At 39.8% G+C, this 17,653-nt stretch carries 16 protein-coding genes and 1 riboswitch; of the genes, 3 read left to right on the top strand and 13 right to left on the bottom strand.

Features of this window, described 5'->3' with window-relative positions; translation table 11 throughout:
- Positions 1-33 precede the first annotated feature (33 nt).
- From ACFQ32_RS03620 to ACFQ32_RS03600, 5 genes are all read right to left on the bottom strand, one after another.
- Positions 34-1,140, bottom strand: a complete 1,107-nt coding sequence (locus tag ACFQ32_RS03620; protein WP_046325644.1) for an ABC transporter ATP-binding protein — start codon at positions 1,138-1,140, stop codon at positions 34-36.
- 4 nt (positions 1,141-1,144) lie between these two features.
- Positions 1,145-1,822 carry a beta-phosphoglucomutase gene (gene pgmB / locus ACFQ32_RS03615; RefSeq protein WP_046325645.1) on the bottom strand — a complete coding sequence of 226 codons (678 nt, stop codon included), beginning with the start codon at positions 1,820-1,822 and terminating at the stop codon, positions 1,145-1,147.
- Positions 1,807-4,080 (bottom strand): glycoside hydrolase family 65 protein, encoded by a 2,274-nt coding sequence (locus ACFQ32_RS03610; protein ID WP_046325646.1) that lies wholly within the window; start codon positions 4,078-4,080, stop codon positions 1,807-1,809. The genes pgmB and ACFQ32_RS03610 overlap by 16 nt, the downstream gene beginning before the upstream one ends.
- A 146-nt stretch (positions 4,081-4,226) precedes the next feature.
- Complete coding sequence (locus tag ACFQ32_RS03605; RefSeq protein ID WP_046325647.1) at positions 4,227-5,951, bottom strand: glycoside hydrolase family 13 protein; 1,725 nt, start codon at positions 5,949-5,951, stop codon at positions 4,227-4,229.
- Positions 5,952-5,962: 11 nt separating this feature from the next.
- Positions 5,963-7,630 carry an alpha-glucosidase gene (locus tag ACFQ32_RS03600; protein WP_046325648.1) on the bottom strand — a complete coding sequence of 556 codons (1,668 nt, stop codon included), beginning with the start codon at positions 7,628-7,630 and terminating at the stop codon, positions 5,963-5,965.
- 215 nt (positions 7,631-7,845) lie between these two features.
- On the opposite strand from ACFQ32_RS03600, the gene ACFQ32_RS03595 reads away from it, so the two are divergent.
- The gene (locus ACFQ32_RS03595) at positions 7,846-8,964 is read left to right on the top strand and encodes an NAD(P)-dependent alcohol dehydrogenase (protein ID WP_046325649.1); all 1,119 of its coding nucleotides are present in this window, start codon (positions 7,846-7,848) and stop codon (positions 8,962-8,964) included.
- A 582-nt stretch (positions 8,965-9,546) separates the two neighbouring features.
- On the opposite strand, the gene ACFQ32_RS03590 is transcribed toward ACFQ32_RS03595, so the two are convergent.
- The 3 genes from ACFQ32_RS03590 to glpK are packed head-to-tail and all read right to left on the bottom strand — an operon-like array spanning position 9,547 to position 12,812.
- Complete coding sequence (locus tag ACFQ32_RS03590) at positions 9,547-10,497, bottom strand: LacI family DNA-binding transcriptional regulator (RefSeq protein WP_046325650.1); 951 nt, start codon at positions 10,495-10,497, stop codon at positions 9,547-9,549.
- Between the two features lie 12 nt (positions 10,498-10,509).
- A complete protein-coding gene (locus ACFQ32_RS03585) occupies positions 10,510-11,283 on the bottom strand; it encodes a tyrosine-protein phosphatase (protein ID WP_046325651.1) in 774 nt (257 codons plus the stop codon).
- A 26-nt stretch (positions 11,284-11,309) separates the two neighbouring features.
- Positions 11,310-12,812 carry a glycerol kinase GlpK gene (gene glpK, locus ACFQ32_RS03580; RefSeq protein ID WP_046325652.1) on the bottom strand — a complete coding sequence of 501 codons (1,503 nt, stop codon included), beginning with the start codon at positions 12,810-12,812 and terminating at the stop codon, positions 11,310-11,312.
- Positions 12,813-12,954: 142 nt separating this feature from the next.
- Between glpK and thiD the strand changes: the two genes are divergently transcribed.
- Complete coding sequence (thiD, locus tag ACFQ32_RS03575) at positions 12,955-13,767, top strand: bifunctional hydroxymethylpyrimidine kinase/phosphomethylpyrimidine kinase (protein ID WP_046325653.1); 813 nt, start codon at positions 12,955-12,957, stop codon at positions 13,765-13,767.
- Between the two features lie 65 nt (positions 13,768-13,832).
- Entirely contained in the window at positions 13,833-14,501 is a 669-nt protein-coding gene (locus ACFQ32_RS03570; RefSeq protein WP_046325654.1) for a type 1 glutamine amidotransferase, read from the top strand.
- Between the two features lie 168 nt (positions 14,502-14,669).
- Here ACFQ32_RS03570 and ACFQ32_RS03565 read toward each other — a convergent pair whose 3' ends face one another.
- The 5 genes from ACFQ32_RS03565 to tenA form a co-directional block, all read right to left on the bottom strand.
- Entirely contained in the window at positions 14,670-14,810 is a 141-nt protein-coding gene (locus ACFQ32_RS03565) for a hypothetical protein (protein WP_379906972.1), read from the bottom strand.
- A gap of 266 nt (positions 14,811-15,076) precedes the next feature.
- The gene (locus tag ACFQ32_RS03560) at positions 15,077-15,205 is read right to left on the bottom strand and encodes a hypothetical protein (protein WP_258328331.1); all 129 of its coding nucleotides are present in this window, start codon (positions 15,203-15,205) and stop codon (positions 15,077-15,079) included.
- A gap of 17 nt (positions 15,206-15,222) precedes the next feature.
- A complete protein-coding gene (locus tag ACFQ32_RS03555; RefSeq protein ID WP_071290286.1) occupies positions 15,223-15,918 on the bottom strand; it encodes a Fic/DOC family protein in 696 nt (231 codons plus the stop codon).
- On the bottom strand, positions 15,911-16,333 hold the full coding sequence (locus ACFQ32_RS03550; protein WP_052724676.1) for a helix-turn-helix domain-containing protein: 423 nt from the start codon (positions 16,331-16,333) through the stop codon (positions 15,911-15,913). The genes ACFQ32_RS03555 and ACFQ32_RS03550 overlap by 8 nt, the downstream gene beginning before the upstream one ends.
- A gap of 352 nt (positions 16,334-16,685) precedes the next feature.
- Complete coding sequence (tenA, locus tag ACFQ32_RS03545; protein WP_046325655.1) at positions 16,686-17,345, bottom strand: thiaminase II; 660 nt, start codon at positions 17,343-17,345, stop codon at positions 16,686-16,688.
- Between the two features lie 199 nt (positions 17,346-17,544).
- A riboswitch (TPP riboswitch) is annotated at positions 17,545-17,643 on the top strand.
- Positions 17,644-17,653 lie beyond the last annotated feature (10 nt).

Here is a 17,653-nt window from a genome sequence, read left to right as displayed (position 1 = left end):
TCAATGACAATTGAAGTCACTGATTTTATTCCCTTAATTAACTACCGCCAAGGTTGTATCCTTGTCGAAAAAGTGTGCTTTGTTCAAATCAAAGCCCATCTTGACTTTTTGCCCTGGTTGATAAATATCCCGGGCATTGATGTTAGCTACAAACTCTGTTTCATCCACTCTTTGGTAAAGCTGAATAGTAGCGCCTAAGAGTTCAGAAACAACGACTTCAGATTCGACCACTGCGTCAGGCCAAGTTTCTAAAAAGGCCTCTTCTGCGTGGATATCTTCCGGCCGAATACCCAGTATCAAGTCGCGGTCATTATAACCCTGCTCATTAAGCAATTTTGACTTGCCTTCAGGTATTCCCAGATTAAGGCCCTTGCCATCAGTGACTTGACCGTCGTGATAGTGGACATTAAAGAAATTCATTTGCGGTGAACCGATAAAGCCGGCGACAAATTGATTAACTGGGTGGTTATATACCTCCTGCGGTGTCCCAATCTGTTCAATTTTACCAACTGACATTACGACTACCCGGTCAGCCAAGGTCATAGCTTCAGTCTGATCATGAGTAACGTAAATTGTAGTTGTACCTAAGTTCTGATGCAGCTTGGCAATCTCTGCCCGCATGGAAACACGCAGTTTCGCATCCAAGTTTGACAGCGGCTCATCCATCAAGAAGATGGGAGCATCCCGCACTATTGCCCGTCCTAGTGCAACTCTTTGCCTTTGACCACCAGAAAGCTCTGCCGGCTTTTTATCTAAATATTCACGCAAATTAAGAATCTTAGCAGCATTTTGTACCCTTTTATCAATCTCATCTTTATGATAATGGCGTAGTTTCAAGCCGAACGCCATATTATCGTAAATTGACATGTGCGGATAAAGCGCGTAGTTCTGGAAAACCATGGCAATGTGACGGTCTTTGGGTGCCACATCATTCATTACCTTATGATCAATTTCAAGAGTACCTTTGCTAATGTCCTCTAATCCCGCAATCATTCTTAAAGTAGTTGATTTACCGCAACCTGAGGGGCCGACAAAAACAATGAATTCTTTATCTTTAATGTGTAAATCAAAGTCTTTCACTGAATAGTGATCATTGCCTTCATATTTTTTACACATATGGTTTAAGTCAACTTCAACCATATCTTTAACCTACTTTCTTATTATTTTTCTTAAATACAGCCACAATTTTATCCAGCTTTAATTCTTCTGTAGATTTAACGATATAATCAGCTCCTTTAAGTATTTGTTTATCTCCAATTCCTACTGCAAACTGGTGTGCGGCCTTAATTGCTGCAACACCGGCAGCTGCATCTTCAAAGCTAATTACTTCATCATTATGCAGCTGCAATAATTGCTGTGCTTTTTGATAAATTTCCGGATCCGGCTTGCCGCGTTTCAGCAAAGCGGGATTAACAATTTGATCAAATTGAGCGGCAATACCCAGCTTACTCAAGATTTTGGGGGCATTTTTAGAAGCAGAAGCAATACACATTGTCAGACCTGCATTTTTGGCGTCTGCTAATAATTCTGTAATTCCGGGCAAAATATCAGCTGGCGTCATGGTTTCAACCTGCTCTAAAAACTTTTCATTTTTTTCTGCCGCAAATTCTTCTTTTTGGGTCTCAGTGTACTTACTTTCCTGCTTGCCATACTTCAGAATTAAATTAAGAGAATCCATCCGTGATATTCCCCGCAGAGAATCTAACTGCGCGCTGGTTAATTTAATTCCCAGTTCTTGAGCTAAATTATTCCACGCTGCCAGGTGAAATTTGGCTGAATCTGTCAGCACACCATCTAAATCAAAAATCAGGCCTTTAAGCAATTTTGTTCACCCTCTTTTAAAGTAACCTTTTGCTCTTTAACTAAAATTGTCAACTCTTGTCCGCTAATTAACGTAATACATGTCTCCTGCTGCGTCACTTCTACCTGAATTAAGCGGCCGCGATAATTAATTTTAAAACTATACCCGGTCCAATTATCTGGCACAAAAGGATTAAATCTCAATTGATTGTGACCATAACGCATGCCAGCAAATCCCTGGACTATTGCCAGCCAAGAACCGCTCATCGAAGTAATGTGTAGGCCGTCATTCGTATCATTATTGTAGTTATCGAGGTCTAGGCGTGCCGTGCGTTCATAAAATTCTACTGACTGCTTTTTACGCCCTAATTCCGCTGCCAAAATTGAATGGATACAAGCGGAAAGGGAGCTTTCATGCACCGTCAACGGCTCATAAAATGCAAAGTTACGCTCTTTTTGTTCCTTAGTAAACCTGTCATCCAAGTAATAAATACCTTGCAATACATCGGCCTGCTTGATGAAAGGTGACCGTAAAATTTTATCCCAAGACCAATGCTGATTTATTGGTCTTTGGTCAAGTGGAATTTCTGTAGCCGGTCTAATATCTTTATCCAAAAAATCATCTTGCTGCAAGAAAATGCCGCGTTCTTTATCTTCAGGCAAATAAATATTTTCAATAATGTCCTGCCATTTTGACTTTTCTTCTTTAGTTACGTTTAAACGCTCTTGAGCAGCCTTATCCGCAAGTGGCAGTCGCTCTAAAGTATATTGCAGTACCCATTGCGCCATAATGTTGGTAAACCAATTATTATTAACATTATTGTCGTATTCATCAGGTCCTGTTACTCCGTGGATAACATATTTATGCCGCCATTTAGAATAATGGACTCGATCAGCCCAAAATCTGGCAGTGCCTACCAGGACATCCATGCCTTCGTTCTTAACGTATGATTCGTCTCCCGTATAACTAGTATACTGTTTGATTGCAAAGGGAATATCTTCATTACGGTGTATTTCTTCAAAAGTAATTTCCCACTCGTTATGACATTCAATCCCGTTAAAGGTTACCATCGGGAAAAGCGCTCCGGCTAAGCCTTGTTGCTGGGCGTTATAATAAGCACCGTCAAGTTGATCATGCCTGTATTGTAATAGCGCCCGCGTGACATTCGGCTTAGTAATACATAGATACATCGGAAAGATAAAAGCCTCTGTGTCCCAATATGTGGCTCCACCATATTTTTCACCAGTAAAACCTTTAGGACCGATATTAAGTCTCTTGTCTTCACCGTAATATGTCATGAATAACTGTAAAATGTTAAAACGAATACCCTGTTGCGCTTCATCATTGCCGGTAATAACCACATCACTTTTAGTCCAACGCTTTTGCCAAACCGCAGTATGATCAGCCAAATTTTCTGCAAAGCTTTTTGATTGCAATTGTTGCATCAACTCATCCGCACGATCACTTTGCTTTTCGGGTGCTACATCACGACTGGTAATTACGATCACATCTTTTTCTAAAGTGTAACTTTCTCCAGCATTTAAAGTAACTGCCAACTTCTCACTTAACTTTGCAGTTGCAGTTTTAACAGTACCCTTAACAACATGATTATTATTTCTCAGGCCTGCTTTTAATAAAACCGTAAATTGAGGCACATCGTAAGGATTAGGCTTGGTTATAACTTGAATAGAACGCTTTGCAGCATTCTCATTGCAGCTAAGCCAAAAATGTTCATTATAGTTACTATCTTCATTAGTAACTGTACCGTCAAGCGTTGAATTAAACTCAATTTCTGCCTGACCTGCAAGTACAGTAGCTTTAACAGTGATTAAAGCCGCTTCTTTTAACCTGATGTGTAAAAAACGCTGAAATTCAAACTTAACTTTAGTATCTGCACCTTCATAAATAAAACTGCGGCTAAGCAAGCCTTGATGCATATCTAATTCAAAATAAAAATCTGTAAATTTAATTTTGGCTAAGTCAATTTTTTCATTATTAACCGTGATGCCAATTCCAATAAAGCTGGGGGCATTAATGGTTTTGCCAAAATATTTCGGATAGCCGTTTTTCCACCAGCCTACTCGCGTTTTATCTGGGAACCAGACACCTGCTAAGTATGTACCCTGCAGTTGATCGCCAGAATATCCTTCCTCAAAATTACCGCGCATCCCCATATAGTCATTGCCAATCGCAGTAATGCTTTCCTGCAGCCTTTTATCCACCGGGGAAAACTTGTGTGTGGCAACTTTCCATGGGTCAACCTCAAAAATTCGTTTCATTTACTTTCGCTCCCTCTTTGGTGAGGTTTTTGTTTACGCTTTCATTATTCGCAAAAAAGGGGTATTTGACAATAGCAAAATCGCTGTTAACGGTATCAGAATCATGTTTTAAAAAAACAACCAGCACCAACTAGTTGTTTTTAAAATTAATTTGCAAGTTCAATGACAAATCCGTGCTCGGCAAGTTGTCCAGCTGCAAAATTCTGACTTAATACTACCTGGCCGTTTGTGGCAACAGCAATCTTATCAGGACTTGTATTAAAAAGAGCAGTGATCTTTTCTGCACCAATTCGCTTAACTTTGATTAAGCCGTTAGACGTAACGCTTAGACTGATTGTGCCGTTACCTAAAGTAGCAGCATGGTTATTTCTAAAAGCAATCAGCTTTTGCACTTTATACCAAAAAGGCGTGCCCTCTTTTTGCCAGTCCATTGGCTTGCGGCAATCGGGATCTTCTCCTCCCGTCATTCCCATTTCAGTACCGTAATAAATGCACGGGCTGCCAGTCTGCACGAACATAAAAGTCAGGGTTTGCAAAGCCAGCGCTTTATTTTCACCTGCAAGCGTCAGTAAACGGGCGGTATCATGAGAATCAAGCATATTCATCATGGCCTGATTCGTGCAGTCGCGGTACATCATTAGTTGATCAGTAAGAGCCGCAACTAGTTCCTGGGCTGTTTTTGTTTTGTGCAGAAAATGTTCCTCAATCTGTAAAGTATACGGATAATTCATCACTGCAGAAAACTCGTCACCGTTGAGCCAAGGCCGTGCACTATGCCAAATTTCACCTACAATATAGAAGTCCGGTTTAATTGCAGTAAGCGCATCATGAAATTTTCGCCAAAAATGATGGTCTACTTCGTTAGCAACATCCAGCCGCCAGGCATCAATATCAAAATATTTTACCCAATAAGTTGCGATTTCCAGCAGAAAATCTTGGACTGCAGGATTGGCAGTATTTAATTTCGGCATTTGTCCTTCAAAAGCAAAGGTATCATAATTTGGTCCGCCTGCCTCAGGTCCTTGATATGGTTTAACTGGAAAATGATTAATATGAAACCAGGATGCAAACCGCGACTTAGTGCCATTTTTGATTACATCCTGCCACTGCATTGACTGACCGCCTAAATGATTAAAGACAGCGTCCAGCATTACCTTCATTCCCCTTTTATGAGCTTCACTCACAAACTTGGCAAACAAATCCTTGTCACCAAAATCAGGGTCAATTTGCAGATAGTCTATCGTATCATACTTATGATTGGAACTGGCCTTAAAGACCGGACACAGGTATAACCCATTAACGCCCAGTTCCTTTAAATAGTCCAGATGGTCAATAATCCCCTGTAAGTCGCCTCCGTAAAAATCTTCTCGTCCGGGATGATCTTGCGGATTCCAGGGTTTCGTGCCTTGAGGGTCATTATTTTTATCACCATTGGCAAAGCGTTCAGGAAAGATCTGATACCAAACAGTATTTTTAACCCAGTCAGGGGTTTTGGTTTGATCAATTTCATGCAAGTAAGGCAATTTGAAGTAGCTGCTGTCAGCTGCTAAATTTGCTGCGGTAAAGTCTTTAATCCCGCGGTCTCCAACAATTTTATGGCTGTCATCCTGGCCAATGACTTCGAAAGTATATTTAAGGCGGCGATAAGGAGCTTTCAAAGTTGCTATCCAATAATCAGTTACCTGCCCTTGTCCCGCCTTAGTCATGGCCACGGTTTTATCAGTCTTGGTATCAAGATAATTATCAGTATAATGAACTATTACTTTTTTAACATCATTTTTGGCACTATGGAACCGAATCCGCACATGGTGCTGACTAATGACAAAACAGTCTTCGCTTTCTGTTCTATGTTTCAGGGCTGCTAATTGCATTTTTTCCTCCATTATTTACTTAAAACCACACCAGAATACGGCATCAAAATTAATTCATCATTATTTAAATAATGCTGTCCGGCAGTTAGCATGACTTTCCTATATTCACCAGGTATTTTAATTTTTAATTTTTGACTGCTTAGTGAAACAGCCACGATTGCACTATCATTTGCTAAATCCCGCTGGTAAACGTAGCTGTCATTAGCGGTTGCTAACAAGTAAAAACTACCTGATTGAAACAAAGCCGTTTTTTTCAAACTAATCAGATGTCTGTAGAAGTTAAACATACTGTCAGGGTCATCCAGTTCGGCCTGAACATTAGCGTTATTTTGGCTTTGACCTTCAAGCCATGGTCTCACTTTTGAAAAACCATAATTTGGCTCTTTAGTTGTCCACGGCATCGGCCCTCGTGCCGGCATTTTGTGGGCTTGGCTGACCATTTTTAGTGCTGCTGCTTTTGTTAGACCCCAATCTGCAGCTTTCGTGATAAAGCCTTCCACCTCTTGATCATTAAACTCTTCTTCAGCAGTAAAAAGCAGGTTTTTTAAGCCCAATTCTTCGCCATAGTAGATAATAGGGATTCCTCGTTGCAAATACATCAACATTGCCAAGCTGCGTGTCTGTGTTTCAGTTCTTGCTATTCTGCTAGCCAGTCGCGGCATGTCGTGATTGCTCCAATATAATGTAGGCTGAGAAACCTGCGCCAGAGTTTGCTGCCAAATAACCTGTGTCTTTTTAAAAGCATCCCAGTCAAGTCCTTTAGGCTGAAAATCTGCAGGCAAGTTAGGATCAATGTGCCCTTGATCATCCTTAAAATAACGAAAAGTAACAACACTATCTAAAAGATGGTGGTCTTTTGCCGTATAATCCGCTGCTAAGTTAACATTAGCGCTGGCAGCTTCCCCCAAAAGCAAAGCTTCCGGATAATCCTTTTTTATCTGCTCACAAAATGGTCGCAGCCATTTCTGAACTTGGGGCAAATTAGCAAAAAAGGGTTCGGCAACTACCGTTTGGTCATCTTCGTTTGCAACTTCCTTTACCGGAAAACTTTGCCGTAAATCTGTCTTGGCAATATGAATAAAAGCGTCAAGGCGCAAGCCATCTATTCCTTGAGCCAGCCAAAATTCCGCAATTTTGAGCATTTCTTGTCTTACTTTAGGATTACGCCAGTTTAAATCAGGCATGTGCTTGTCAAACAAATGGAAATAAAATTGGCCCGTACCTGCCGGATCCGGTTCCCAAACGCTGCCGCCAAAAAAGCTGCCCCAGTTATTGGGACGCTGATTATTTGCACCTGCAAAAATATAGTAGTCGCGGTATTGACTATGCGGGTCACTTTTGGCCTTTTGAAACCATTCATTTTGATCAGAAGTATGGTTTAAAACAAAATCTAAAAGCACATGAATCCCTACTTGATGACAAGCAGCAATTAGAGCTTTCATGTCTTTCATTGTTCCCATTCGGGGATCGATTTTAAAATAATCTGCCACATCATAGCCGTTATCAACCTGCGGTGAAACAAAAACAGGATTTAGCCAAATAGTATTAATACCGAGCTGTTGTAAATAAGGTAATCTCTGCCTGATTCCATTTAAATCACCAATACCATCATCATTACTGTCTTGAAAAGACTTGGGATAAATTTGGTAAATTATTGCATGCTCATACCAGTGCGTCATAAATTTATACCTCCACTTAAAGTTTAGCTGAGAAAGCTGGTGAGAGGCAATGGTAATGGCAATGTTACCGCTATCAGAAAATATTGCCGCTAGTTCAATTAAATTAGCGTAGTGCGGTATATTCAGGTATATTTTTTCCTAAAAAACTATTGCATTTTTATGTGTACAGGTTCACAATAATCTTGAAATCGCTAACAGGTAAGGAGGATTTTTTTATGAAAATAAAAGCTGCTGTTGTTAAAAAAATGGGCGATCCGTTTGAGATCGAAGACAATATTGATTTACACGAAGTAGGACCAACTGACTTGCAAATTCACATGGTAGCAAGCGGAATCTGCCACTCAGATGAAGCCTTGCGCAAAGGTGATTCAAGTGTTGGCTACCCGGTAATTCTAGGACATGAGGGTTCCGGAATTGTTGAAAAAGTTGGTGACCAAGTTAAAAACTTCAGTGTAGGCGATCACGTAATTTTATCTTTCTACGCTGATGGTATTTGTGATAATTGTTTAAAGGGGATCCCAACCCAATGCCGTCATTATAGCGACTATAATCTTTCCGGTGTCCGTGCAGATGGTGATGATCATTTCCAAAAAGACGGTCACAGAATTTGTGATATGTTTAACCAATCATCATTCACTACCACTACTGTAGTTGATCAGAGAAATGCAGTAAAAATTGCTGATAGTATCGACTTGCGCAAGGTTGGCCCTCTCGGCTGCGGCTACGTTACCGGTTCTGGTACTGTTTTCAATACTCTGAAAGCTAGACCAGGCGATACTATTGCTGTCTTTGGTACAGGTGCGGTAGGATTAGCCGCAATGATGGCCGGTGTAATCAGCGGCTGCACTAAAGTAATAGCAGTTGATGTTGTTCCAGAGCGGCTTGAATTGGCTAAAGAATTGGGTGCCACACACACAATCAACAGTAAAGAAGAAGACCCAGTTGCCAAGATCAAGGAATTAACTGGTGGATATGGCGTTGACTGGACAGTTGATACTACTGGTGTTTCTGGCGTTATTAAAAATGCTGTTGAGGCGTTGGCACAGGGCGGCACTTGCGCAGCAATTGCCGTAACAGCTCAGAACCTGACTATTTCTACTTGGAACGATCTTTGTGTAGATGATAGAAAAGTGGTTGGCGTTAACATGGGTGATGCCATTCCACAAGTTGACATACCAAGACTGCTTGAATTTTATCAATTAGGGAAGTTTCCGTTTGATAAGACTGAAAAGTTTTATCAATTTGAAGATATTAATCAGGCTAATGCTGATTCAATTTCTGGTAAAACAATCAAACCTGTTTTAATTATTGATCCTGATTACAAACCTGAATAATAAAGAAAGTAATCTTACATTAAAACCATTTATTAGAGTCTGAGAGAATTAATTTTTCTCAAAAAAATATGACCCCCAAATTTAGGACAAATTTGGGGGTTATATCATTCTTACTTGCCTTTTGCTTAATTCCATAATAAAATTTTGGTATTGGACAATTTAATTATTGTTCAAAATCCCAGAAATGTGTGAAATTTGGGAAAAGCAAGATATATTTATTTTTAAATAATTAATGCCAAAACTTTTTTTGAAAAATTGTTTTGGCATTTTTTGTGAGTTCATTTATATCAGTACAATTCTCTTGCGCGGATTTCATACCGTAAAAATATACATATTAAAATCAATATTTTAAGCTAATCTGTGCTAAAATAAATGGGTGCAAAGTAAATCTGTTATTCATATTTTTTACCGTAGTTTGTGATTAATTAAGTAGAAGTATAATCTACTTTAGTGTTAGTGAACGGTCAGACATATTGTCTGGCCATTCACTTTTTTTGCCTCAAAAAAACTAGACGTTAAAAAACACATGGTAATCAAGCCCGCTATCTGATTATTATGTGTATTTCTGCTTGTACTTATATTTTACCTGGTTGATTCTCTTTTAACTAAGGAAGGCTTAATTAGTGCCTCTCCTTGAGGAGACCCTTTTTGATCAATTTTGCGTAAGAGCATGTTGGCCAAGAGTTCACCCATTTTAAAAATTGGCTGTTTAACGGTAGTTAACTTCAAGTTGGAAACCTGATCCAGAAAAACGCCATCGTAGCCAATCACACCAAAGTCAGCCGGAACTTTAGCCTTTTCATCCTGCAATTGCCTGACCACTCCTGTAGCAATACGATCGCTGGCACAGATAAAACAAGTATCTTTAGGAAACTTGTGGAAATTATTTTTGATTACTTCTTGCGCAGCGTGACTGTGATTAGCAATGCGGTAGATTTGCGGGACCTTTTTGTGCTTCTGTAAAGTATTGACATAACCCGTTTCACGCGAATACTCAAATGGCTCTCTGACATCAATGCCAATGAAAATAACGTTTTGGTATAACCGCGAAAGTGCATATTTTGTCGCCAGTTCTCCACCATACTGATTATTATTATCCACATAATCATAGCCATGATGATTTTCTCCAAATAAAATAAAGGGTTTTTTAAGGCTGTCAAATAAAGCATAATCACTGGAGCGGGCACCAGTAATCAGGTAGCCGTCAAAGTTGCCATCTTCTATTTGATTTCTGTCTGTAACCAGTTGGATGGCATATTGCTTTTTAGATAACCCGCGAGCAATGCCAAATAGCAGGTTCATATAATACGGCTCTGTCGTATCCACATCTTCCAGGGTGACAAATTTAATCACATTTGTCCGCTTATTTACCAAAGCCTGAGCAACATAATTAGGGTGATAATCCAGTTCATCCATCGCCTGTTCAACTAATTTGCGCAATTCATCGGTTACTTGTTCAGGATGATTAATCACCCGCGAAACTGTCATCTTTGAAACATTAGCCTTTTTAGCAACATCAAGCAAGGTTACCATCACGATTCGCCTCTAATCTAAGTACATTCGTTTTAGTTGAGCCAAGTCATCATCATTAAAGCCCAATACTTTTTTAAAAAAGGTGGGAAAATCGCCCCAGCCGCCACGAACAGTTTCCGTAATGCCGCGAATTGCTATGCCCTCACCTTTAGTGACGTTCATTTTGGAGACCATTTGCGTAATTTCATCATTACTCGGCAATTGCCGAGAAACTGCAAAATCATAAAGTTCATTGGTTAACAAATAATCACGGGCAATAGTGTCATCGTCTACGCCTAATGCCATTAAGATCAAGGCAGATACCATTCCCGTTCTGTCCTTACCAGCACTACAGTGGTAAACCAGTGCTTCATCTTCTGGCAATTCCAACAGTTCCGCAAAAACGCGGGCAAACATTTCCTGGCTGTGGGAACTTAGCAGAGTTTGTTGATAAATCCGACCAATAAAATTATGATGCATATCAGGAATATGATGCAAAAAGCGGTAGATTGACCGGTTATTTTGCACATCATTGATATTGTCAGAATATACGGGCAAATCAACATATTTCACATCGGGCCATGACATATCAGGTGAAGAGGACTTTTCATATTCAGAGCGCAGGTCACAGTCGACAGTGACGCGTAACTTAGCTAATTTAACCTGGTCTCTTGCTGTTAAAGAGCTGAGTGAATCTGAACGATAAATTTTATTCCATTTAACTGTCTGACCAGTTACACTTTGATAACCTCCAACATCGCGAAAGTTCATCGGACTATCTAATGCAATTATTCGATCATGTGCCACTTTCTTATCCTCCTTTTATTATAAAACTACTCACCGTGGGCAAAGACTTGGGTGGCCTTCACGGCTTTTTTCCAACCCTGATACAAATGTTCCTTTTCGCTTTCAGGCATCTTTGGTTCAAAAGTTTTACCTACTACGAAAATATCCTTTAATTCATTGACATTTTGCCAATAACCCACAGCTAAGCCAGCTAAGAAAGCTGCACCCATTGAAGTTGTTTCTAATATTTTGGCACGCTCAATTTTAATACCTAAGATGTCAGACTGAAATTGCAGCAAATAGTCATTATTGGAAGCACCGCCATCAACGCGCAAAGTCGGAATTTTAATACCTGAATCAACTTGCATCGTATCCACTACATCTCGCGTTTGATAAGCCAGCGACTGCAATGTGGCCTTGATAAAATCTTTGTCATTTGTTCCACGTGTAATACCGAAGACGGAACCGCGAGCTTCGGAGTCCCAGTACGGTGCCCCTAAGCCGGTAAATGCCGGTACCACGTAAACCTCATTTTCAGACTTTGATTGCCTGGCTGCCTTCTCCGAATCCGCCGCGGTTTTAATCATTTTGAGCGAATCACGCAACCACTGAATAGCGCTGCCGGAAACAAAAATAGAACCCTCTAAAGCATAAGAAATTTTGCCATTTAAGCCATAAGCAATAGTAGTCAATAAATTATTGTCCGACTCTGTAGGTTGTTCTCCCGTATTCATCACTATAAAAGAGCCGGTGCCATAAGTATTTTTAACCATGCCCTTCTTCAAGGCTAACTGACCAAACAAAGCCGCCTGTTGATCGCCAGCAATGCCGGCAATCGGTACTCGTCCACCAAAAAAAGTATAAGACTTGGTGTAGCCATAAATTTCAGAATTAGACTTTACCTCCGGCAACATTACTTTAGGTATGTTAAGCAGCTTTAAAATGTCTTCATCCCAGGTTAAATCATGAATATTGAAAAGCATCGTTCTTGAAGCATTAGTATAATCAGTCACATGAACTTCACCAGCAGTTAAATTCCATAAAAGCCAGCTGTCAATTGTTCCAAATAGCAGCTCGCCATTTTCGGCCTTTTTTTGTGCCCCAGCGACATGATCCAAAATCCAGCGAATTTTAGTGGCACTAAAATAAGGGTCAATTATCAGTCCCGTCTTTTTGTGGATCAGATTGCTATAGCCATCTTTTTTTAGCTTTTCTGCTAAGTCGGTGGTCTGCCGCGATTGCCATACAATTGCATTATAAATGGGCTTGCCGGTTTTTTTATCCCAAATTACTGTGGTCTCACGCTGGTTGGTAATGCCTATTCCTACTATTTGCCCTGGCCGCACTCCAGAATTGATGATGGCATTGGCAATTGTTGTTTGCACTGCGTGCCAAATTTCTTCTGCCTTATGTTCCACCCAGCCTGGTTGGGGAAAATATTGGGGGAATTCTTTTTGTGAAGAGGCAATTTTTCTGCCCTGATGGTCAATTATCATTGCCCTGGTTGAAGTTGTGCCTTCATCAATTGCCATAATATATTCTTTTAACATCTTTGATCCTCTCCGACAGAAAGCGGTTTTATCTTCATTTTACTACTAGGCCTTGCTTTTACAAGAAATTATTATAACATTATGCTTGTTTTAAGTTATACTGGTTACATAGAGCTTTTATTAAAATGGGGATATATCAAAAATGAAAAAAGAAATTATTGCTTTAACAATTGCTGGCAATGACAGCGATGGTAGTGCGGGAATGACCGCTGACCTGCATTCTTTTTATGCTAGGCAAGTTTATGGTATGGGGCTTTTGACAGCCGCAGTGGCCGGTAACACTACTGGAATTTACGCCCAGGAAGTCATGCCAATTCCTTTTATTCAAAAGCAGTTTGATGTCCTAAACGATGATTTTAAAATTGATGCACTTAAAACCGGTATGCTTGCTAACAAGGACGTAATTGCTTGTGTTGCCGCCAATTTGCATAAATATGACATGGGTAAAATTGTGCTTGATCCGGTCATTATGACTAAGCACGGTGATACCCTACTTGATGATGATGCTTACCAAGCGTTTCTTGAGCAATTAATGCCACTGGCTGACATTATTACGCCTAACTTTTATGAACAGAAAAAGTTAACGGGCTTAAGTTTAGATACTAAAGAAGAAATTCGCCAAGGTGCTAAAAAGCTGCAGGAAATGGGCGCTAAAAATGTTTTAATGAAGGGGCGCCATGATAACTCCCAGCAGTCCCAAGTGACTGACATCTTATTAACTGCAGATGGCGAATTCCACGAATTTACCAAGCCTTTCATTAATACAGATAGAATTAATGGTACAGGCGACACTCTATCTGCTGTAATTGCTGCCGAATTAGCCAAAGGCCATTCGATTATCGCTAGCGTTCAAACAGCCAAGGACTTCACGTACGAAGCGATTGCCCATCCTATTGCAGTTGGTTCTAAATACGGTCCAATCAATCATTTTGCAGCGCAGCAAAATCTTAAATAACTATTCTTTGCCCGCTTCTAACTATTAAGATATACTTTAAACAAGATAATAGGGGTTGGTAAACAATGGCAAACAAAACAATTAAGATTGCATATTTATACGAAGACCTGATGAATACTTACGGTGATTCTGGCGACGTTAAAATTATCAGGTTTTTGCTAAAAAAACAGGGCTATGATACACAAGTTGATAATATTTCTCTTGGTGATCAATTTAACGCTTTTGATTATGACTTTGTCTTTTTTGGTGGCGGACAGGACTTTGAGCAAACCGTTGTTGCTAAAGATTTACCACGTCATAAAGAAACTTTGACAAAGTATATTAACGCAGGCAAACCTATGGTAGGCGTCTGCGGTGGCTATCAGCTAGTGGGCACATATTATAAAACTAATGCTGGAGTGACAATCAAAGGGTTAGATATTCTACCTTTCCATACCGTTTTTAAGGCAGATAAGCGCATGATTGGCGACACCCGCTACATGAGCGAATGGGGCGAAGTCAAAGCCTTTGAAAATCATTCCGGGCAAACTTATTTTGAAGATCAGGATAAGTTGCATCCCTTAGGAGAAATGATTGAAGGCTACGGCAACAATCCCCAAGATCACGTCGAAGGCCTGCGTTACCGCAATTTTATCGGTACCTATTCCCACGGACCGTTGTTAAAAAACTTGAATGTCGCTAACGCCATAGTCAAGATGATTCTAGAATGGCATGATGAGCGTATCAAATCATAGACTATCGGAATAATTTTAATAACAAAAAAGCTACTAGGCGTAGTAAATGATATGACCCTGAATTAAGACAATTTTGCAGGTCATATTTTTATGTCTAAATTATCTAAGCAAGACAAAATTGAAATTTTTCATCTTTGGCAGAACTATCAGGTTGGAGCAGTTCGCTTGTTACCGTCGTAGAACCATTTGCTGGCGCATATTGTGATACATCAGGGTCAGTGCCTTATCGGTGGCGGTACGATCACTGACTAACAGCTGCTTTAAATATTCCTGTTCCTTGTTCTCTTCAATCATAGGTGGTTCAAACAAATTTGGGGGTATTATTGTGGCTAAATTAGTTCCTTGTTCTCTTCAATCATAGGTGGTTCAAACTCGCCCCGGTAAGTTGGAACCATTATGCAAATACCCTGGAAAGGCCGCCGTATCGCGGGCAACAATCGCATTAAGCCTCTTTTCGAAGTTTAAGTCCAGGGGCTTTTTTCATTGATAGCAAACTGCCAGCCTCGCTTCAATTGAACAATAATATTAATATCATCGATTGGAACGCCGTCAACGCCTAGACCATCAATGATTGTCTAGGTTTGCGGCATAGTGGTAGTCAGGCCTTCAAAGCGTGAGTTAGTGAAGACTAATTTGGTTAGATTGGTTTTGGCAAAGCGTCTATTTTTTTCAGGCGTTAGCCTGAATTTGTCTTCATACTTCAATTGATTTATCCTGCTTTCTACTCTAATTCAAGGCCTTCATCTTGATCAAACTCCTGCTGCTCTTTGTTCTGTTGTTCAGCGTATTTTTGGGCAAGTTCGGCTTGGCTAAGTGTCTTTCCAGCACTTTGCTGCGAGGCTAGTACTTGGAACGCCCGATTGCGGCTGGGGGTGTTCTCAACTTTAATCAGTTTAGCAATTTTGTCAACGTTAGCTTCATTTTGCGCTTCAATCATCTCTTTGTTTCTTCGCGGATAGTCAATTACTTGGCCATGATTAGCCGCGTATGCAGAAAGAAAAACTTTGCAGCTACGGCCGTTGCCCTCTCTAAACGGGTGCATGAAATTAATTGCGTCTAGCAGCTCAGCATAGTCTTTGTTAGCCAAAGGCTTGCCCGCGGGGTGCTTGTGCAGCATGTTATTAATATCTTTTTCGGCAAAATCGAATCTGGTATGATCAAAAAATTCATACCCGTTTTTATTGAAATTGCCGGGGCGATATTTACCGGCCCAATCGTATAGTTCACCAAATAAGAATTGGTGTACCTTCTTAAGGTCTCCGATATCGTTTATTTGGGGCTTTTTTTGCAACAAGAACAAAGCATTCCGAGCGGATAGCTCATATTCCTTTTTCTCTAACTCCTTTGAGTCATGGATATGGAGCTTATTTTTTAGGACGCCATTTGAATACAAGGTTTCACTAATCCAATCACTCATTATCCTTGCCCCAAATTTCTTCAAAGCGCTCAGCCACTACTGGATCAGGCTGGATAGCTTCATCAAATAATTCCTGGATATCTGATTCTGTAGGATTCCACCCTTCCAGGTGGTTGACTTCCACGACAGTTCTAATTTGTTGGTAAATTTCTTTATTAGCAATGAAAACGCCTTGGATAGTCTGCGTTTCATCGTTTATATCTAAAATATATGGTTGTGTTTCTAGCATATTGAGTAAATCTCCTGGCTTCTCTTTAAGTGCGATTGCAAAGGCATTAAGGACCCTAATTGACCAGGTCTCAATTGGTTTAACAATTGAGTTTCTTAAAGTACTAAGTGGGACGTTGCTGGCCTCAGCGACTTTAGCGACGCTTATATTTTTGCTTTTGAGTAGTTTAACGATTGTTGCACTCATTTTAAAACCTCCAATATCTGTACTTATATTATACCATATTTAATCACTTTTATAGTGATATATGGTAAAAAGAGATATTAGATTTTAAAGTAGTGCTATTCAAGTTCTATACCTGTGGATTGCATTACCTGCTTATTGGAAATCACAACACTATCTGTTTTGTCTTTATTTAATTGTATCTCCGCTTAGTAGAATTTTCTTGTTTTTTACTATTAACTAGCACATCGTTCCAATCTTTACCAATAGTTTTGGCAGGCTGTAAATTGCATTTATCAAATCAAGTAGGGTATTCAACTTAAAATTACAATTTCCGATTTGCATTATTACAAAATAAAAGTACTTTTTGCAAAAGTTACTTCCAATCTTGTTTTTCATAAGCCATCTGCCAAAACTGCAATTCATAATAGCTGCTGCGTACAAATGCAGTTTGCATTTGCTCAAGTTCTTCATTAGTGGCACTTTCAGCCAAAGAATTGGTTAAATGCAGCATTTTGGCTACATTGGCGCCATACCAATCGCCATCATAAGTATCAATCCACTCCTGATAATAAGAAACCGGTGAACCTTTTTCTGCCATTTTTTGGCCAATTTCCTGATAGAGCCAGTAACATGGTAAAAGTGCTGCGACCGCTGCTTTAACACCAGATCGCTTTAATGTCATATGCATATGGTTAACATAGTTATAAGCTGTTGGCGCCACTGGAGTTGCAGCAATTTCAGTCGCAGTTATGTTTAATTCTTCAAAAAAATGGCCGCGCACTGATATTTCAACGTCTTTCAAGTCTTGTGCCCCTGCCAGTAAAAATTCCTTTACTTCCTGATTATCCGTTTTTGCTGCAATTAATTCATGCAACTTGCTAAATTCTCTTAAATAATAGCGATCCTGCAACAAGTAAAATTTAAAAGTGGCAATCGGGAGTTCGCCACTTTGTAGTTCCTTAATAAAGGGATGCACCATACTTTTATGCCACAATGCCGTTCCTGCTTCGTGCAGCTCATCCGTAAATTTCATATTTGCTTTCCTCCAAATTAAATAACTGTTAATTATTACTAACTACACTTTATTCAAAATTAACTATAATCACTATGCTTTTTTTGCTTTTTAGCATATTTTTAATAATAGCTAAAATACTAGTACTTATGGCGTATACAGATAGCATCTTTATTAACCCAGCATTGTAATCAATAGTATAATACGCTATAATTGAAAGCGATAACACGAGGGGTGCCTTTTTGGCTGAGATGAAAGTATTTCAGACCCTTTGAACCTGTAAGCTAATACTTGCGTAGGAACGTGTCAAAAACGCTTAAGCTTTGGCA

Source organism: Lactobacillus melliventris, from assembly GCF_042679465.1.
GTDB classification, from domain to species: domain Bacteria; phylum Bacillota; class Bacilli; order Lactobacillales; family Lactobacillaceae; genus Lactobacillus; species Lactobacillus melliventris.
This window is presented reverse-complemented; position numbering and strand designations above follow the sequence as displayed.